Origin of the sequence: Bradyrhizobium sp. IC4059, assembly GCF_020193615.1 — a bacterium.
In the GTDB taxonomy this organism is placed as follows: Bacteria; Pseudomonadota; Alphaproteobacteria; order Rhizobiales; family Xanthobacteraceae; genus Bradyrhizobium; species Bradyrhizobium yuanmingense.
In genome coordinates this window covers 1-15733 of record NZ_JADYVH010000026.1, presented here as the reverse complement: position 1 = coordinate 15733, position 15733 = coordinate 1, and the positions used below count along the sequence as shown (strand labels likewise).

Genomic DNA, 15733 nt, shown 5'->3' with positions numbered 1-15733 from the left:
GCCGGCCTCATGCTCCTTCAAAATCCCGATGATCTGCTCGTCCGAAAAGCGGCTGCGCTTCATGCTCTGGTCCTTGTCGTGGGCCAGAGCGAACTTCAAACTGGATTAAGCCCGTGGGGCAAGGTCACCTTCCATATGATCGAAGCGGTCGCCGAGCGTCTTGAGGGCGCCCCGCGACAACTTCGCCAGGAGGCGCTGGAGCCCGGTGCGAGTGTATCGGGGATCGCCCATCGCATCGGCTTCACCCGTCGCAGCACTTCGCCTGGCGTCGATGCTCGGGCCGAACGAATTTACCCGTCCCGGGCTTCGAGTTGCGAAGCCGCGGTGGCGTGCATGTCAGTGATCGAGATTTACATGGGCAAGGTGGTCGTGCGCGCCAGCGGGGATGTCGATGAGGCACACTTACAGCGGGTGATCCGGGCGGCTCGATCGGCATGATCCCCTCTGGTGTGAAGGTGTTCCTCGCCAGCTATCCGGTCGACTTCCGCGAGGGGATCGATGGCCTTGTTGCGCTTGTGCGCGATGCCGGCTCAGATCCGTTCGATGGGGCGCCAAGGATGACCGAACGTTTGGCCGCAGCGGTCCCCCGATGGTGGCGTATCGCTTCGAAGACAGCCGCGCCGGCGAATGCGCGGTCCGGCATCTCAATGGCTATCGCGGCATCCTGCAAGTGGATGCCTACGCCGCCTATAACAAGCTCGCGCGATCCGATCGCGGCAATGATGGCATCACATTGGCCGGCTGCTGGTCACACAGCCGGCGCAAGTTCTACGAGCTGCATGTTGCAGAGAGCTCTGAAATGGCAGCGGCGACGCTCGAGCGGATGGCGAGGCTCTGGCACGTCGAGAAGACCGTGCGCGGCTAAAGCCCCGACGCCTGGCCTCCGCGGCTGTCGTCGCAGATCTCTTCGATCTCTGGCAGCAGACCTTGCGGCGGATCTCCGGCAAATCAAAACTGGCCGAGGCGATCCGCTATGCCGTCTGGCGCCGTGCGATCTTCGAACGATGCCTGCTCTATGGTCGCATCGAGCTCGACTCCAACATCGTCGAGCGCGCCATCAGACCGCAGACAATTACAAGAAAGAATAGCCTGTTTGCGCGCAGCGACGGCGGCGGACGAACCTGGGCGACCATCGCAACACTGATGCAGACGGCGAAAATGAACAACGTCGATCAGTTCGCCTGGCTCAGCCTAACGCTTCAGCTTATCGCCAACGGCTGGCCGAGCAGCGAAATCGACGCGCTCATGCCATGGAACCACGCCGTGTGAGGGCCGCAGCTTGCCGCTTACGATCCACTGTTGCAGGCGGGGGACCTTCGAGTAGCCCTCAGCACCGAGAACGGGTCAGTAGTGGAGATGCGACACGGTGGCTGGCCTGTGCTTGACCGTGCTGAGCTTGGTCGCTCATTCCGCTTGCTCGTGCCCACGCCTCACCGGCGAGCAAATTACGTCGAGGGCCGTCAGCAATGCGCTCCCACTTGTTCCATTTGCGACAGCGGGCGCAAGGTGATTAGCACGAAGACCGGATCGTCTTCGCGATTGAGGTAGACAAGAGCGGCAACTATTTCGTTGAGAACGTGTATTTCCCCGAGCTGGGCCATATAAGGCTGGCACCGAGCGGGGCGCCTCGATTATTTCGCCTACTCCTATGCCACAGGCAGGAGGTCCAATATCTGGCCAAGCTTCATAAGTGAGCGCACTGCTGGACGACGCCGGGTGTGGGCTACCGGAGTAAAGAGCACCTCTTCACCATCGGCGGCAACACTCCCTTCCTGGCGTGAATCTTGCTTGAGGATGATGCGATGGGCCTCTACGGTTGGAGTGGACGAGCCGTCCATCGAGCTGGTGACTTGGTTCGCCGAGTTGGTGCGTATCCGTCCGGTGAAGGCCGCGTTGCGGAATGAGGCGTGTTGTTCAGAGCTGTCCTTATTGACAGTGATAGGCGCAGAGCCCAAGTCGAACGGCTTGCGGTGGTGGACACTGGCCGGCGGCGGCGCTGGTCCGAGGATGAGAAGCTGAAGATCGTCCTGGAGAGCCTACAGCCGCCCCGCCAGGTCGCGGCAACAGCGCGGCCGTATGGCGTTTCGCGCTCATTGCTGCTGAGATGGCGACGCTGGTTTCGGCCGGAGCCGAAGGATGCCGCCCAGCCTGGCTTAATACCTGCAGTGGTGGGCGCGGAATCAGGGCCGACGCCTTGTCCAATCGCGCCGGCCAGCAGCGGTGGGTCGATCGAGATCGAGTTCGCTGCCAGGGTGCGAATTTCACGGATCGTGAGCGTCGATTTCGGACGATCGTGAGCACTGAATTCAGACGATCGTGAGCAGCCCGCTACGGCCGATGGGGAGATAGAGTCAGGGTTACGGCTGCCCGTCAAGGGCGATGGTTTTGGCGCTGCGTTTTCGCATGCTTTCACCGGAGAGCTGGAGGCGGTGGGCGTTATGGACGAGGTGATCGAGAATGGCGTCGGCGACCGTGGGGTCCCCGATGGCTCCATGCCAGGTGTCCACGGGGAGCTGACTTGTGACGATTGATGCGCGGCCATGCGGTCCTCGAGGATCTCGAGCAGGTCGCGGCGTTCGGCGGCAGTGAGCACGGACAAGTCCCAATCGTCCAAGATCAACAGCTGAGCGCGGCCGAGACTTTTGAGGAGCCGGGGGTAGCGTCCGTCCCCCGAGCGAGCGCGAGGGCTTCGAAGAGCCTCGGGACGCGATGATAGAGGACGGAGCGATTGTCGCGGCAGGCCTTGTGGCCGAGGGCACAGGCTAACCAACTTTTGCCCAGGCCGGTGGCGCCGGTGATGAGCAAGTTCTCGTGGCGATCGATCCAGCGGCCTTCGACGAGCTTGGCGAAAACGGCGCGATCGATGCCACGCGGGGTACGCAGATCAACGTCTTCGACGCAAGCATTCTGGCGCAACGCGGCGATCTACGCGCCGCGGGCGGGTTATGATGCGATCTTCCAGGCTATGGGTGGCTTAATGAGCGTCACCGGCCATACGGACGGCGAACCCGGCGCGGGGCCGATGAAGGTCGGTCCTTCCATCGTCGACTACATGACCGACATGAACACGTCGAACGGTATCCTGTCGGCCCTCTATCACCGCAACGTCAATGGTGGGCCAGGGCAGCACATTGACGTCTGCCTGCTCGACACCGTGATCGCCTCCCTCAGCCACTATCTCCAGATCTACCTCGTTAACGGGAAGAGTCCGCCCCGGCGCGGCACCCGGGGAAATGGTAGCCTGCCTTTGGGCGTGTTTCGCTGTGCAGACGGTGAGCTGATGCTGCTGGTCGGCAACGACGGTCAGTTCGCCCGGACCTGCGCAGCTCTTGAGGCACCCGAGCTCGCTACCAATCCGAAATTCCTCAAGAACATCGATCGCGTTCACCAGCAAGAAAATCATGGCGATCTTTGCTGGTTTTCTATTGAAAAACACCGTCGCGCATTGGTTGGACAAGCTCGAAAAGGACGGCGTGCCCTGTGGTCCGGTCAACGATTTTGACCAGCTGTTCGCCGATCCGCACGTCGTCGAGCGGGGTATGCGGGTGACCGTGAAGCACAAGTTCGCACCTGAGCTGTCCTTGATCCGCAATGCACTGACCCTCTCGGAGACACCGATCACCGAATACCGTGCCCCGCCACTGCTCGGCGAGAATACGCAAGAGGTATTGGACGACAAGCTTGCCTATGATGAGGAAAAGATTACGCAGCTGAAGCTGATCGGGGCAATTTAGCCTAAAGTGATCGCCCTATCCCTCCGCTTCCAATTACAGGCTCGAAAACGTCGCATTCGTGCACATCGGCGCAAGATTCGAGCTGAATTGGCCCTGAGATCGAAGAAAAGCGGCTTTGGAGCAAGTTAGAGTTCTTGCAAAAGATAAATACCGCCGAACATCACGCAATCGCAATCCAGCTATGGGGGTGAAATCATGAGCTTTTTGATGAACCGCAGACGCATCCTGCAGGCGGGCTCCTCCGCCATCTTGGCGGCGGCGATGAATTCCACACCTGGCGGTGCACTGGCAGCGAATTCGGATGAGCTGCGAGTCATGGTCTACGGTGGCGACATCGCAAAGGCCTACATCGAGGCGTTCGTAAAGCCATTCAAAGCGGAGATGGGAATCAAGGTGACCCCCATCACCGACCAGATTACCTTCGCGCAGCTTGAACTCATGGTGAATTCAAAAGCTGTGACCGTCGACATTGCTCCCATCACCCAAGGTTCTACGATCATCGGCAGCGAAAAAGGCCTTCTCGAACCGATTGATTATTCGAAGTTCAAGAAGGAGGAGCTGGACGGTCTTTTTGAATTCGCCAAGCACCCTTTTGGGGTGGGGCAGCTGATCTTTTCCTACGTCATGGTTTACAACACCGAGAGATTCCCTGCGGACAAGCCGCGGCCGGCTACGTGGGCGGAATTCTGGGACGTCAAAAAATTCCCTGGCGTCCGGTCAATGGTCTCCGGCCGGGGCGGTGGCGAGGGCCCTTGGGAAGAAGCGCTGTTGGCGGATGGCGTGGCTCCCGACAAGATCTATCCAATGGACATCGACCGGATCTTCGCCAGTTTGGACAAGATCAAACCGCATATTCGAAAATGGTGGACCGTCGGCTCCGAGATTCAGCAGATTATGACGGACAAGGCAGCCGACCTCATGCAATCCTATAGCGGGCGAACGGGTGTGGTGATTTCCCGAGGTGCGCCTATGGAAATGAACCGCAAGCAGTCCAAGCTGCAGTGGGATAGTTGGATCATTCCCAAGGGCGGCCCGAATGCTGAGAAGGCACAAAAATTCATCGAGTTTGCGACTCGTGGGGAGCGCCAAGCTGCCTTGGCTCGCCTCTGGCCGGAAGGCCCTACGAATCGAAACGCGTTCAAGCTCCTGCCGGACGAGTTGGCGCGTAAACTCCCCAGCCATCCCGACTACTTGACCACTGGCATTGTAATGAATGGGCGGTGGTATAGTAAAAAAGGGGCGGATGGAAAGACCAATTCCGATCGGCTCCGCGAGCGCTGGAACGAGTGGATTCTTGGCTGATCCTGAAAGCCTTGAAGCCCCATGCCACGGCGACCGTTTACGTCGGTCGCCTGGCATTTTCGTGTGTTGAAGGAGACGTCATGTCGGAGCTTTTGTCTTCACCTCTCGAAGAGCGTGTTGATCGTTCCATCAATGAGCCTGACAATAGCTTCGCCGCCATTGCCGGTAATGAAGCGATGGAGAAAAACGTGACTCCCGCACAAATCGAGTTTCGGAACGTCACCAAGACCTACGGGCCAGTTGCTGCAGTCAAGGACCTATCGTTGAGCGTTTCTCGCGGGGAATTCCTGACCATACTTGGTCCAAGCGGGTCCGGTAAGACAACGACCCTGATGCTGCTCGCTGGCTTCCAGGCACCCAACCAGGGTGATATTCTCATCGCTGGAAAATCCGTCGGTGCCGTTCCGTCTTACCGGCGCGATCAGGGCATTGTCTTCCAAAGCTATGCACTTTTTCCGCACCTCAACGTGCGTCGCAATCTTGAGTTTCCGCTCGAAATGCGTGGCATGAAAGCTGCCGAGAGGATGACGCGTGTGGAGCGAATTCTCGCGCGCGTGCATCTTGATGGTATGGAGGACCGTATGCCGTCGCAACTGAGCGGAGGTCAGCAACAACGCGTTGCGCTCGCTCGCGCGCTGATAGCTGATCCCCCAATTCTTCTGCTCGATGAGCCTCTCGGTGCACTGGATCGCAACCTGCGCGAACAGATGCAGGGTGAAATCAAAAGCCTGCACAAGGAATTCGGTATCACCACCGTCTGCGTGACCCACGACCAGGACGAAGCACTCACGCTGTCCGATCGCATCGTTGTCATGCGCGCCGGCGAGATCGAACAGATCGACACGCCGGAGGCAATCTATGACCGCCCTGCAACGCGGTTCGTGGCAAAGTTCTTGGGCGAGGCGAACATCCTTGAGAACCCTAGCTTCGTGATCGAATCCGAGGTCACGCAACCGTGCGACACGGTTGCCATGATTCGACCGGAGCGGATCTGCGCCGCTCCACTCGATGCGCCAAAGCGGATCGATGCGGATCTGCGCCAGTCCGTCATCGGGATCGTGGAAAATATGATCTATGCGGGCCCGCTGCGCAAATACCACGTGCGCGTCGGCAGCACCCTTCTTGTCGTGCGCGAGCACGTCGCGGCAGGTCAACAGGCCCTGCAACCGGGCGAGGAGGCGCGACTCGAATGGCTTCGTTCCGATGTGCGCTTTGTTGCTGCCTAGCCCGCCACACAGGACAGGACTGATGAACACTCTTCATAAGCTTGGTCGGGCATCCATTGGGCTTACCTTTCCCGCTTTGGCCATTCTGCTCGCTGTTTTTGGAGTACCGGCCGTTCTGCTATTTCTGACCAGCCTAAATGTGCCGACCGTCTCGCTTATCAACTACAAGGCCTTTTTCAGCCATGCCGCGAATGTCCGCGTGCTCTGGCAAACGCTTGAGGTAAGCCTCGTTGCTACAGCGATTTGCGTCATTGTAGGATATCCCACGGCATATCTAATTGCAGCCGCCTCGAAGCGCGTACGCATGGCGCTTCTGGTGCTTGTCGTTATCCCATATCTCACCAGTTTTCTGGTGCGCACTTACGCCTGGATAGTAATCCTTGGCGATCGAGGCCTCATCAATAACTTCCTGCTCGATCTTGGGCTCATCTCTAGCCCCATACCGCTCATCTACAATCGCGCGGCCGTCTACATCGGCATGGTCCACATCATGCTCCCAGTCATGGTTCTGCCCTTGGTAAGTGTCATGCTGGGCATTGACAAGTCGCTCCCAGCGGCAGCCCAAAGTATGGGCGCACGGCCTTTCGCCGCCTTCCGGCGCGTGTTTTTCCCGCTTAGCTTGCCCGGCGTCCGCAGCGGCTCGTTGCTGGTCTTCGTTCTCTGCCTTGGCTTCTATATAACGCCAGCCGCGCTAGGCGGATTGGGCGACGCCATGCTGTCAACTTTCATCGCGGGTCAAGTTGATAACTCGTTTGATCTAGCGCGCATTGCCGCCTCCTCATTCATTCTCCTGGGACTGGCCGGGATTATGCTCGCAATTTTTGGGCTGGATCTGTCCGGTACGCACGGCCAAGCGCCAAAACCGGTATGGAAGTCTCGACGCAACCGGTGGCGCTCATTCGGCTCCCCAATGCACCATCTCAATGAGCTTTCCGGTCGTTATCGGGCGAAACGCTGGGCCGCGATGCTGTATCAAGCCGCAAGTGACAGCAGCTCGTGGAAACTGGTCGGCACGGCCTTTGTTGCACTTGTGATGTTTTACCTGCTGTTTCCGAGCGTTGTGGTGATTGTCATGTCGTTTAGCGGCGGGCCTTCGCTGCAGTTCCCCCCATCATCTCTTTCGCTTCAATGGTACCGGTCCTTCTTCAACACACCCTCCTGGACAGAAGCGACCTGGACCAGCATTCAGATGGCTGTTGCGGTTTCCTTTCTATCGACTAGCGTCGGCACGCTCGCAGCTTATGGCCTCAACCGCACCGTTCCTCGAGTACGCAGCATTCTTACGATGGCGATCCTCACCCCGATCACCATTCCAAGCATCATTGTCGCCATTGCAGCTTATCTCGGACTGCTCAAATTTGGACTCATAGGCACGAGGTCTGGCATCATCCTGACGCACAGCATCGGTGCGACGGCCTATGTCGTCGTGATCGTCTCGGCGACTCTGGCAAACTTCGACCGCCGCTTGGAGCTGGCGGCGAAAAGTATGCGGGCCAATCCGTTTCAAACCTTCATGAGAGTGACGCTCCCGCTGGTGCGGCCGGGCATTATCGCCGGTGCCCTGTTCGCTTTCCTTCACTCTTTCGATGAAGTCGTGAAAACGTCCCTGGTCAGCGGATTCTCGATCCGTACGCTGCCTTTGAAGATGTGGGAAAATATTCGCCATGAGATCGATCCGACGATCGCCGCAGTGGCATCGATGCTCGTGCTTCTGCCTGTGGCTTGGCTGATCGTTTTGTACGTTACGTGGTGGCGGTCAAGGCCGAAAGCGGCTGGCGCACTCCTGGAGACCGCTACGTAAAAGCCCGCAGCTTAGCTGATGTGCTTGGGGTGCGCGCACGTGATCGGCGTTCAGACGCTCGTGGGCAGTTAACGGGTGCCCTGATCGCATTCTCGCTTTTTCAAGCCGGACGGTCTGGCGTATAAAAAAATCGTTCGGCCGGCTTAGGACACAGAATTCAAGGTTCAACGCTTCCTTATTATCGTTTCGCTTTCGGTAGACTATCACAAAGAGATGAAGATAACGCGATCGCTGAGAAGCGGCTCTCGAACAATAAGTCGATCTTCGCAGGACCAGCTGAATGACGGGCGCATGCCATGCGAAGGGGTAGGAATCTTCACCGTGGGGCAAATCGATGGACTTTGGTGCTTGGCCTCATGTGAGGGGCGGCCTTGCGTCCGCACGACAGAGCGCTTCGGCGTTTCTGGACAGTCTACTGCAGGCGGATGACTGCGCCCAACCGGTCGGGCAGCGTTGGGTCGATACATGGGCCAAGACCGGAGAGGCTTATTGCCGTTTCGCTGACCTCGACCTAAACAACAAAGAGTTCGACAAAGCCACGGAGGCTTGGCTGTGTGCTCTAACTGCGTTCGAAGTTGCCCGGCGACTGTTGCCCAGCGAAGATACACGAAGCGCAGACGTTTCCGCCAAAGTCGAAGCTGGCCTTCAGAGGATCGGATTGTCCTCCGGCCATGAGGTGGAGATCGTTGAGATCGCCTGCGGCGATCTAGGTGAGGTATTGGCCTACTATTTGCGTGCCCGTTCTCCCACTTCACGCGCGCCCGCAGTCATTTGCATCAGCAGCGAAGAAGAAACAGGAGCGATCCTTCTCGGCAGGCTTTTGCCCGTGATTATTGGTCGGGAAATGTCCGTCTTGGTTGTCTCCCACCACGACATTGCAAATCGCGCACGTGGCGAATCCGAGATCCTACTATCTCATTGTCTGGATCATTTGTCGGCTCGGGCTGACGTTGATAGTAGTTGGATCGGCGTTTATGGAGACGGTTTGTCGGCGGCTTTAGCTACTGATCTCGCCGCATACGATCGTCGCATTGCTGCGGCGGTTTGTGATGGTGGGATCTGGAATTGGACGCGCTCTCTAAGTTCTATCGGCTGGATGACGCCTACCGCTGATGACACAGATAAGGACATGATATCGGCGTATCGCTCACGCCTGGCTCGACGGTTGAACTGTCCAATGCTCGTGGTAGCCGGCGGGCGCGGGGTCGTCAGCGTGTCCGAGGCCATCAAACTACAGGCTGTTTGCATGGCAGCGCGCATCGACGTGGACTTAGTCATGCCGCAACTCATTCGAGGAGGCCAGGGCGAGGGAGTTGATAACTTCGTTACCTCGGACGAGCGCATCTTCAGATGGCTGGAGCAGAGGCTCGCGCGTGATCCAACTTTAGAACGGGTCGTCGGCTAGACAGAGAAGCCTTGCAATGCGGCTTCAGGTATTGGTGCGGTGGAGCTCACGATCCTGGCCAAGAGACCAAATTATTAGAAGGCGGGCTGCTGCGGCACTCATCCATTCAGGCCTACATTGCGCCAATACTCAGCTTTTGCGATGCCAATCGGCTATTCTTAGCGATCGATGCTAGCCGCTTGTTGAGGTAGTCCAGTGACGCCTCGTCCAACCCTTCCAACAGCGCTGAGTTGAGGGCCTCCCTCTTAGTTGACAGCTTTGAGATTTCTGCTCGAGCCTTCTCAGTCAGGGACATTTGAACGAACCTTGCATCATCCGGCGACGGCTCGCGCGCCAAAAACACCATCGCCTCTAGCTTTTTCGTTTGGTTGGTAACGAACGCGGGATGGATTCGGAGTTTGTTTGCAATTGCTATCCCCGAGACACCGCGACCTTGGTCGAGTTCGTCGATAGCCATGAGGATCAGCCACTGCGGCTCGGTCATGCCAAGTAGCTCTGCCCAGCTCTTATGTATTTCCTCGATTTGGGAATGGATCTCGACAACGTTCCAGATGAAATCCCTGATGGCCCTGTCTATTGTTGGTTTTTCAGCCATGTTCTTTGTTCCGCAAACCCAGCGACGCCCGATAAGCCGCTGCGACATTTCCTTGGTATCTGGGTTCAGTCGCCCCCGAAAGCCTCTTCGAGGCATGGACGCCATGTAAATAATCAATTGATATATGCAAGTAATTATGGCATCATCCGTTTGGATCGTTCGAGGAGAGTCTCTTTCAGCGGTCACATAAAATCTCCAGGGAGAGCCTCCGGGATTGGCTCTTTAGCGAAAATACCTAACGAATTGCATTCCGGGGAGAGATTTGTCGCATAAATGTCACAGTAAGCCCTGAAATATTGATTGATCGAATTAATTAATTGCAGTAACTTTAGCAGCGTACTAGACCTTGGGCTGACGGAGAGGGGGCGCCTCGACGTCGTCCGTCAAGCACCCGCCCAGTAGGTGAGGCTAGCCGCGGCGGATCTTTGAAGGACGGAAACGACGTTTCCAACTTGGAGGTTCAACAATGAAATTGATGAAGAGCTTTATCCTCGGTTCGGCCGCAATGTTCGCTGGCGCCGGGGCTCAGGCGGCGGATCTTCCCGTCAAGGCCAAGGCAATCGAGTACGTGAAAATCTGCTCGCTCTATGGCGCAGGCTTCTATTACATTCCCGGCACCGACACGTGCATCAAGCTCGGTGGTTACGTGCGTGCTTCGACCCAGCTGGGAACGAACAGCGTCTGGGGTGCGGCGGCCAGCGGCCTCGGTGGCGCGCACAATCGCCTCAGCAACTACTATACGGCGCAATCTCGGTTCGACTTTAGTACCGATACCCGCACCGCGACCGAGTATGGCATCCTTCGCACGTACGCTGAGTTGGCTTTCACCTGGACCGCAGGCGGATATGGCGGCGCGGGGAGCAACCTGATCAATGGCGCGACCGCCTACAACGGAAGCAATCCGGCCGGCAGTGGCAGCGGCATGGTGTCTGGTGGTTCGCTCTCCGTGTACTACGCCTTTATGCAGTTTGCTGGCTTCACCTTCGGCAGAGCGCAGTCGCAGTTCTCCTCGCCCTGGACCAACTATCCCGGCAACTCTTTCGACGGCATGCCTGGCGGCGGGGGCTGGGAAGCTGTCAACCAGTTCGCCTATACCGCTGACTTCGGCCAGGGCATCACGGCTTCATTCTCGGCCGAGGATCAGGTTAGCCGCACGACTAACATCTGGAACGTCAGTGGTGCGACCGCTGCGGGTCTTGCCACCGGCACGTATGGTGCAGGCGATATCGGCGGCTCGCGCTCTCCCGACCTCGTAGCCATGCTGCGCGTAGACCAGGCTTGGGGCTTGTTCCAGGTATCGGTCGCTGCGCATGACAATCACGCTGGGTATTATGGCGTCGACGAAACGACTGGCCATCCGGGGGATAAGTGGGGTTGGGCTGGCCAGCTTGCGTTGTCCATCAAGAATATTCCGACCGGTGCCGGTGATACCATCAACGTCCAGGGTGTCTACACGAACGGTGCCAGCATTTACAACTTCCAGTCATACACTCCGTTCACTTATGCCATCTACCACGGCACGGGGCTCGGAGGGGCTTACCAGAGCGTTGGTCTAGGAGGCGTCTCTGATTCCGTATTCGTGACAGGCGCCGGCCAGCAATTGACGACGACATACGGTTTCAATGGTGCTTACACTCACAATTGGAGCCCGTACTGGAACAGTGCCATCTTCGGTGGCTTTGGTGCCGTGCGTTACAACGGCACGGCGAAGGGATATATCTGCGGCGCGTTCGTTGCGACGCTCGCGTTATCGAGCGGCCTTGCTGGTTGCAATCCCGACTTCAACTACTCGGTTGTTGGCGTGGCGACGCGCTGGAATCCCGTTAAGAATCTGACGTTCTCATCCGAGCTCGCCTACACGATGCTTGACCAGAAATATGCGAGCGGAAGCACGGTCGCCTTGCCGGTACAAGCTGGCATTGCCAAGCCGGCGGCTACCTACGAGCTGAAGGATCAGAGCAGCCTGCAGGTGATGTTCCGCGCGCAGCGTAACTTCTAAGTCTTCTATCGAACCAGCAAAGGAGAAGTGGCTCTATCGATCTAGGTTAACCTCCAAGAAGGCCTCCGGCATGCCCGCCGGAGGCCTTTGATCGGCACTCGCGGGCTATGCGCGAACTTTTGGGGCGAATACTTTCAGCCAAGCCCCCGCCACTGGCGAGCCCCGGATGTTTGATCTCCGACTCATGCTGTTCTTTCTAATGAGCTTATGCCGCGGCGCGTGATCCTTCCGGCTGAAATCTTGAAGAAAAGCAGTCCGCTCGCAGAATTCAAGCGGCCAGCGACGGTCGGTTGCATCATTGCTGATTGAAATGCTGCTACAACTGCAAGGACCCGTCGTGACAATCCCCAGGTGACCAGCGCGCACTACGCCGGCGTCGGGATCACCTCGCTACTCTGCGATTGCCGGAGGCAATCTTTTTTGCAATTCGATGTAGGTGGAGCAGTATGAAGTTCGAAACCGTTGCAGTTCAACGGCGCGGAAATATCGCCTGGATTTTTCATAACAGGCCACAGGTTCGCAATGCCGAAAGCTGCCAGCTTCTCGATGAGATGGATTCTGCGCTCACCGAGGCAGTTCTGGACGACGAGATTGGGGCCATCGTATTCACGGGGAAGAGGTGACCACTTCTCAGCCGGCCATGATCTGAAGGAAGCGCAAAATTTTACCGTTGAGCAGCGCTACGCCTATGAGGAGAAGCGCTACTTCGACTATGCGCTTCGAATTTGGGGTTGTCCCAAGCCAACGATCACCTCGGTTCAAGGGGCTTGTGTCGCGGGCGGATTCATGGTCGCACAACATGTGCGACATGGTTGTGGCTTCTAACGGCGCCTTTTTTGCTGATCCGGTATGTCAGAGTCTCGCTACCGCGGCCGTCGAGGTCCTCGTCCATCCTTGGGTCATGGGTCTGCGCATGGCGCACGAGTTCTTGTTAACTGGGCGGCGCCTGTCGGCCGAAGAGGCTTATCGCATCGGCATGATAAACCGCCTCGTCCTGCGTGAGCGGCTGGAGGCGGAGACAACCGAGCTCGCCGAGAAGGCTGCTGCTGCCTACCCATTCGCGGCTAAGCTACTTGGTCCTCCGTTAAGAAACCGGTTTGAGCTGTGAGTGGTCGCTGGGGCCGCGATGAGGGTGGTCAGGATCAGGCACCAAAGAGCCCTCAGCCAGGCGAGGACACGGCGGAAGTTGTGACCGACGGCGGAGAATATGACGTTGGCCGCATCGCCGGCGCGGCCTTGAGGTAGCAGCGCGCCGAGGTGACCATCGGCCGTCAGGTGTCCGATGATGGGTTCGATGGCAGAGCGGCGGCGCAGCTCGCCCTTGATGACACCGACGACCCCGCGCTTCTGGCCGGAGATGAAGACACGGCGCGGGCCGCGGTATCCCTTGTCGACATAGGCCCGCTCGATCGCACAGCCGGTGAGTGTCTCGGTGCGGTCGATGACGCCCCGCAAGGTGTGACCGTCGTACGGGGTATCGGGTAGCGCCCTGGCCTGCAGCACCAACAGACCGCCGGGAGCACGGCGGTTGTTGGTGACGATGGAAGCTTTGACACCGAACTCGTAAGGCGCGGCTGCCTTGCCCTTGCCGATGCACTCGACCTCCGGAGCATGGAGAGAATACAGCTTCCAGCCGCGCTGGCGCTGCTGCTGCGAGCGGATCTGCGAGGCCCGGCTGAGCGGGAGGGCGAACGCGTTCTTGAGCACAGCATGACCTTCGATCTTGCGGCGGATATCGCGGATGATCCGGCCGAGCTGGCTGCGCAGGATGCGTAGCTGCCGCTGATGCCGCTTGAATTGCTTGGCATGGGCATAGCGCCGCGCCATCATCGTCGCGGTCTTGGCAATAGGAAGATAGGACGGCCGCAGCTTGACCCCGTGCGTCCTCCTCAGGCGATTGAGCCCCTTGATCGCCGCGTGCAGCAGCTTGGCATCGGTCGGGAAGGTGATGGCCTTTGGCTGCACGTGGTGTCGGTCGTAACCCGCTTGAGATCCTGGCTGCGCAACGCGCCGGCCTGGTGCGCCACCCGCAGGCTCTCGGCCAACAGCAGCTCCAGCTGTCGCCGAGCCGCTTGCGCCAGTGGCTCAGGTCCGAGAGCTCGTGCCGGAAGACGTGCTGGAAGAACTCTTCGCTGGTGAAGTACTGGAAATACGGGTCTTGGACCCAGCGCTCGCACATCCCCTCATCGGACAGGCCGTAAATGTGCTTGAGCAGCAGCCCGATCATGAAACGGGTCGCAATCCCCGGGCCGACCATTCTCGATGTAGAGCGGCGCGATCTCGCCGTCGATCCAGTCCCAATCGACCCTGCCGGCGAGCTGAACCAGCTCGTGCTTCATGTTGATGATCTGGTCCAGCCTGGCCCGGAACAGATCGCCCGATCCCGTCGCTTTGGGCTTCTTCGGTCGCATCGCCATCTCTGTGCGAGGACGGGCGATTCGATGGAATCCTGAAAATGAACTGTACGCTTCCGATGCCCCAAGCATCAAAACCTTGCAATCGCAAAACCGCCCTGTCCGCAGGATTTGCGATTCCAGATCAGTCACTTCGCCGCTTTTAAGGGCCGACTATTTGCAGGTCGAACCAAGTGCATCGCTAAGTAATAAAGGCCCTAGCATCGAGAGAGAATAACTCCGGGTCGAGAGCCTTTCCTGGTGAAGCTGCTCAAGTTTAATGCCTGGTCGACAATTGGTTTGGTGGGCGCTAGGCGCATTCCTTGCTTGTTTTTGCGATAAACGGACGCAGAAAGCAATGTCCGGGCTGAGCATAGGCGAGCAATTGTCTATGCTGCAGCCCAAGCGAACTTGTCCCAGAATCTACTGGTCAGTACCATTGCAGCTCTGAGAGATAGCCGCTCGAAATGGCAACAAACCGCGTCTCACGCAAACTTTCATCGCGAGCGAACTAAACCAAATAAAAACGGTCGTACGGTGTGTAAAGTGGTGGGATCGCAGAGCGCTAGGAGAAGATGAGTAATGTCCGCGTCAGATGCTCTTGATGAGATCCGAGCTAGCCGGTTTGTCCCGACGGCAGACTACAAGGAGACGAAGTCTAACTACGACTACGATCTAGAGAGATCTTTTAAGTACTCGAGCACGCGGGACATCAATCCGCATCCGGTTGAAGTGGAATCCTTCCTAACGTCGGCATATCCTGCCCTCGAAAAGGGACTCGCGGTGGAGGAGCCGCACGCGGGGTTCGGAGAGCGATGGCTGGTATCTGCGTTTTGGAGCGGAGCGGGCACCCGGGCTTCGCCACACAAGGTGCTCGGGGATGCCTGGCGGCATATGTCCTTTATCACGACGTACGCGGATTTCCTGTTCCCGCTCAGTTCGAGAAGCAGCTGCGCACTATCGTAGCCGAAGTGAACGGTCGAATGCTGCCGGGCGGATCGGTCACGTTGACTCGAAGTGGAGTCGAGCAGGCCACAAACTTCGATTACGCAAAGTTCGTTGGAGCGCGATATAGCGTGCGTCATTTCACCGGTGAGAGTGTCTCGCCCGAAGTTGTTAGGCAGGTCGTAACCCTCGCGATCAAGACGCCTCGGGCTGACCTTGCCCCCAAGTTTTATCCAATCCTGAGTTGGCTCCGGTTGTTGGATTTGCCCGGTTGGGCGGTGGTAGCGACGGGAGCTGGCGCGGAGCCCTCGGCATAGCAGCGCCAGATCCCGC

Annotated in this window: 8 protein-coding genes and 5 pseudogenes; 10 read left to right on the top strand and 3 right to left on the bottom strand. The window is 58.2% G+C overall.

The genetic code is table 11. The features are described 5' to 3' along the window. The 3 genes and pseudogenes from I6F12_RS36800 to I6F12_RS36790 form a co-directional block, all read left to right on the top strand. A pseudogene (locus I6F12_RS36800) lies at positions 1–438 on the top strand (hypothetical protein); the annotation flags it as partial. A 112-nt stretch (positions 439–550) separates the two neighbouring features. Then, positions 551–1269: pseudogene (locus I6F12_RS36795) on the top strand (IS66 family transposase); the annotation flags it as partial. Positions 1270–1907: 638 nt separating this feature from the next. Then, positions 1908–2297 (top strand): transposase, encoded by a 390-nt coding sequence (locus I6F12_RS36790; RefSeq protein ID WP_345944176.1) that lies wholly within the window; start codon positions 1908–1910, stop codon positions 2295–2297. Positions 2298–2357: 60 nt separating this feature from the next. Here the strand turns inward: I6F12_RS36790 and I6F12_RS36785 are convergent. Next, a pseudogene (locus I6F12_RS36785) lies at positions 2358–2925 on the bottom strand (ATP-binding protein); the annotation flags it as partial. Position 2926: 1 nt separating this feature from the next. Here I6F12_RS36785 and I6F12_RS37560 point away from each other — a divergent pair. The 5 genes and pseudogenes from I6F12_RS37560 to I6F12_RS36760 all read left to right on the top strand — a co-directional run. Further along, positions 2927–3734: pseudogene (locus tag I6F12_RS37560) on the top strand (CaiB/BaiF CoA-transferase family protein); the annotation flags it as partial. Positions 3735–3929: 195 nt separating this feature from the next. Beyond that, on the top strand, positions 3930–5036 hold the full coding sequence (locus tag I6F12_RS36775; protein WP_225158515.1) for an ABC transporter substrate-binding protein: 1107 nt from the start codon (positions 3930–3932) through the stop codon (positions 5034–5036). Positions 5037–5212: 176 nt separating this feature from the next. Then, positions 5213–6262 (top strand): ABC transporter ATP-binding protein, encoded by a 1050-nt coding sequence (locus I6F12_RS36770; RefSeq protein ID WP_225158516.1) that lies wholly within the window; start codon positions 5213–5215, stop codon positions 6260–6262. A gap of 22 nt (positions 6263–6284) precedes the next feature. Further along, on the top strand, positions 6285–8063 hold the full coding sequence (locus I6F12_RS36765; protein WP_225158514.1) for an ABC transporter permease subunit: 1779 nt from the start codon (positions 6285–6287) through the stop codon (positions 8061–8063). Positions 8064–8397: 334 nt separating this feature from the next. Continuing rightward, the gene (locus tag I6F12_RS36760; RefSeq protein ID WP_225158513.1) at positions 8398–9468 is read left to right on the top strand and encodes a S9 family peptidase; all 1071 of its coding nucleotides are present in this window, start codon (positions 8398–8400) and stop codon (positions 9466–9468) included. A gap of 112 nt (positions 9469–9580) precedes the next feature. Here the strand turns inward: I6F12_RS36760 and I6F12_RS37555 are convergent, their stop codons facing one another. Continuing rightward, positions 9581–10249, bottom strand: a complete 669-nt coding sequence (locus tag I6F12_RS37555; protein WP_225158512.1) for a MarR family transcriptional regulator — start codon at positions 10247–10249, stop codon at positions 9581–9583. Positions 10250–10529: 280 nt separating this feature from the next. On the opposite strand from I6F12_RS37555, the gene I6F12_RS36750 reads away from it, so the two are divergent. Further along, the gene (locus tag I6F12_RS36750) at positions 10530–12062 is read left to right on the top strand and encodes a porin (RefSeq protein WP_225158511.1); all 1533 of its coding nucleotides are present in this window, start codon (positions 10530–10532) and stop codon (positions 12060–12062) included. Between the two features lie 446 nt (positions 12063–12508). Further along, positions 12509–12685 (top strand): hypothetical protein, encoded by a 177-nt coding sequence (locus tag I6F12_RS36745; protein WP_225158518.1) that lies wholly within the window; start codon positions 12509–12511, stop codon positions 12683–12685. 427 nt (positions 12686–13112) lie between these two features. Here I6F12_RS36745 and I6F12_RS36735 read toward each other — a convergent pair. Beyond that, a pseudogene (locus I6F12_RS36735) lies at positions 13113–14473 on the bottom strand (IS5 family transposase). Positions 14474–15733 lie beyond the last annotated feature (1260 nt).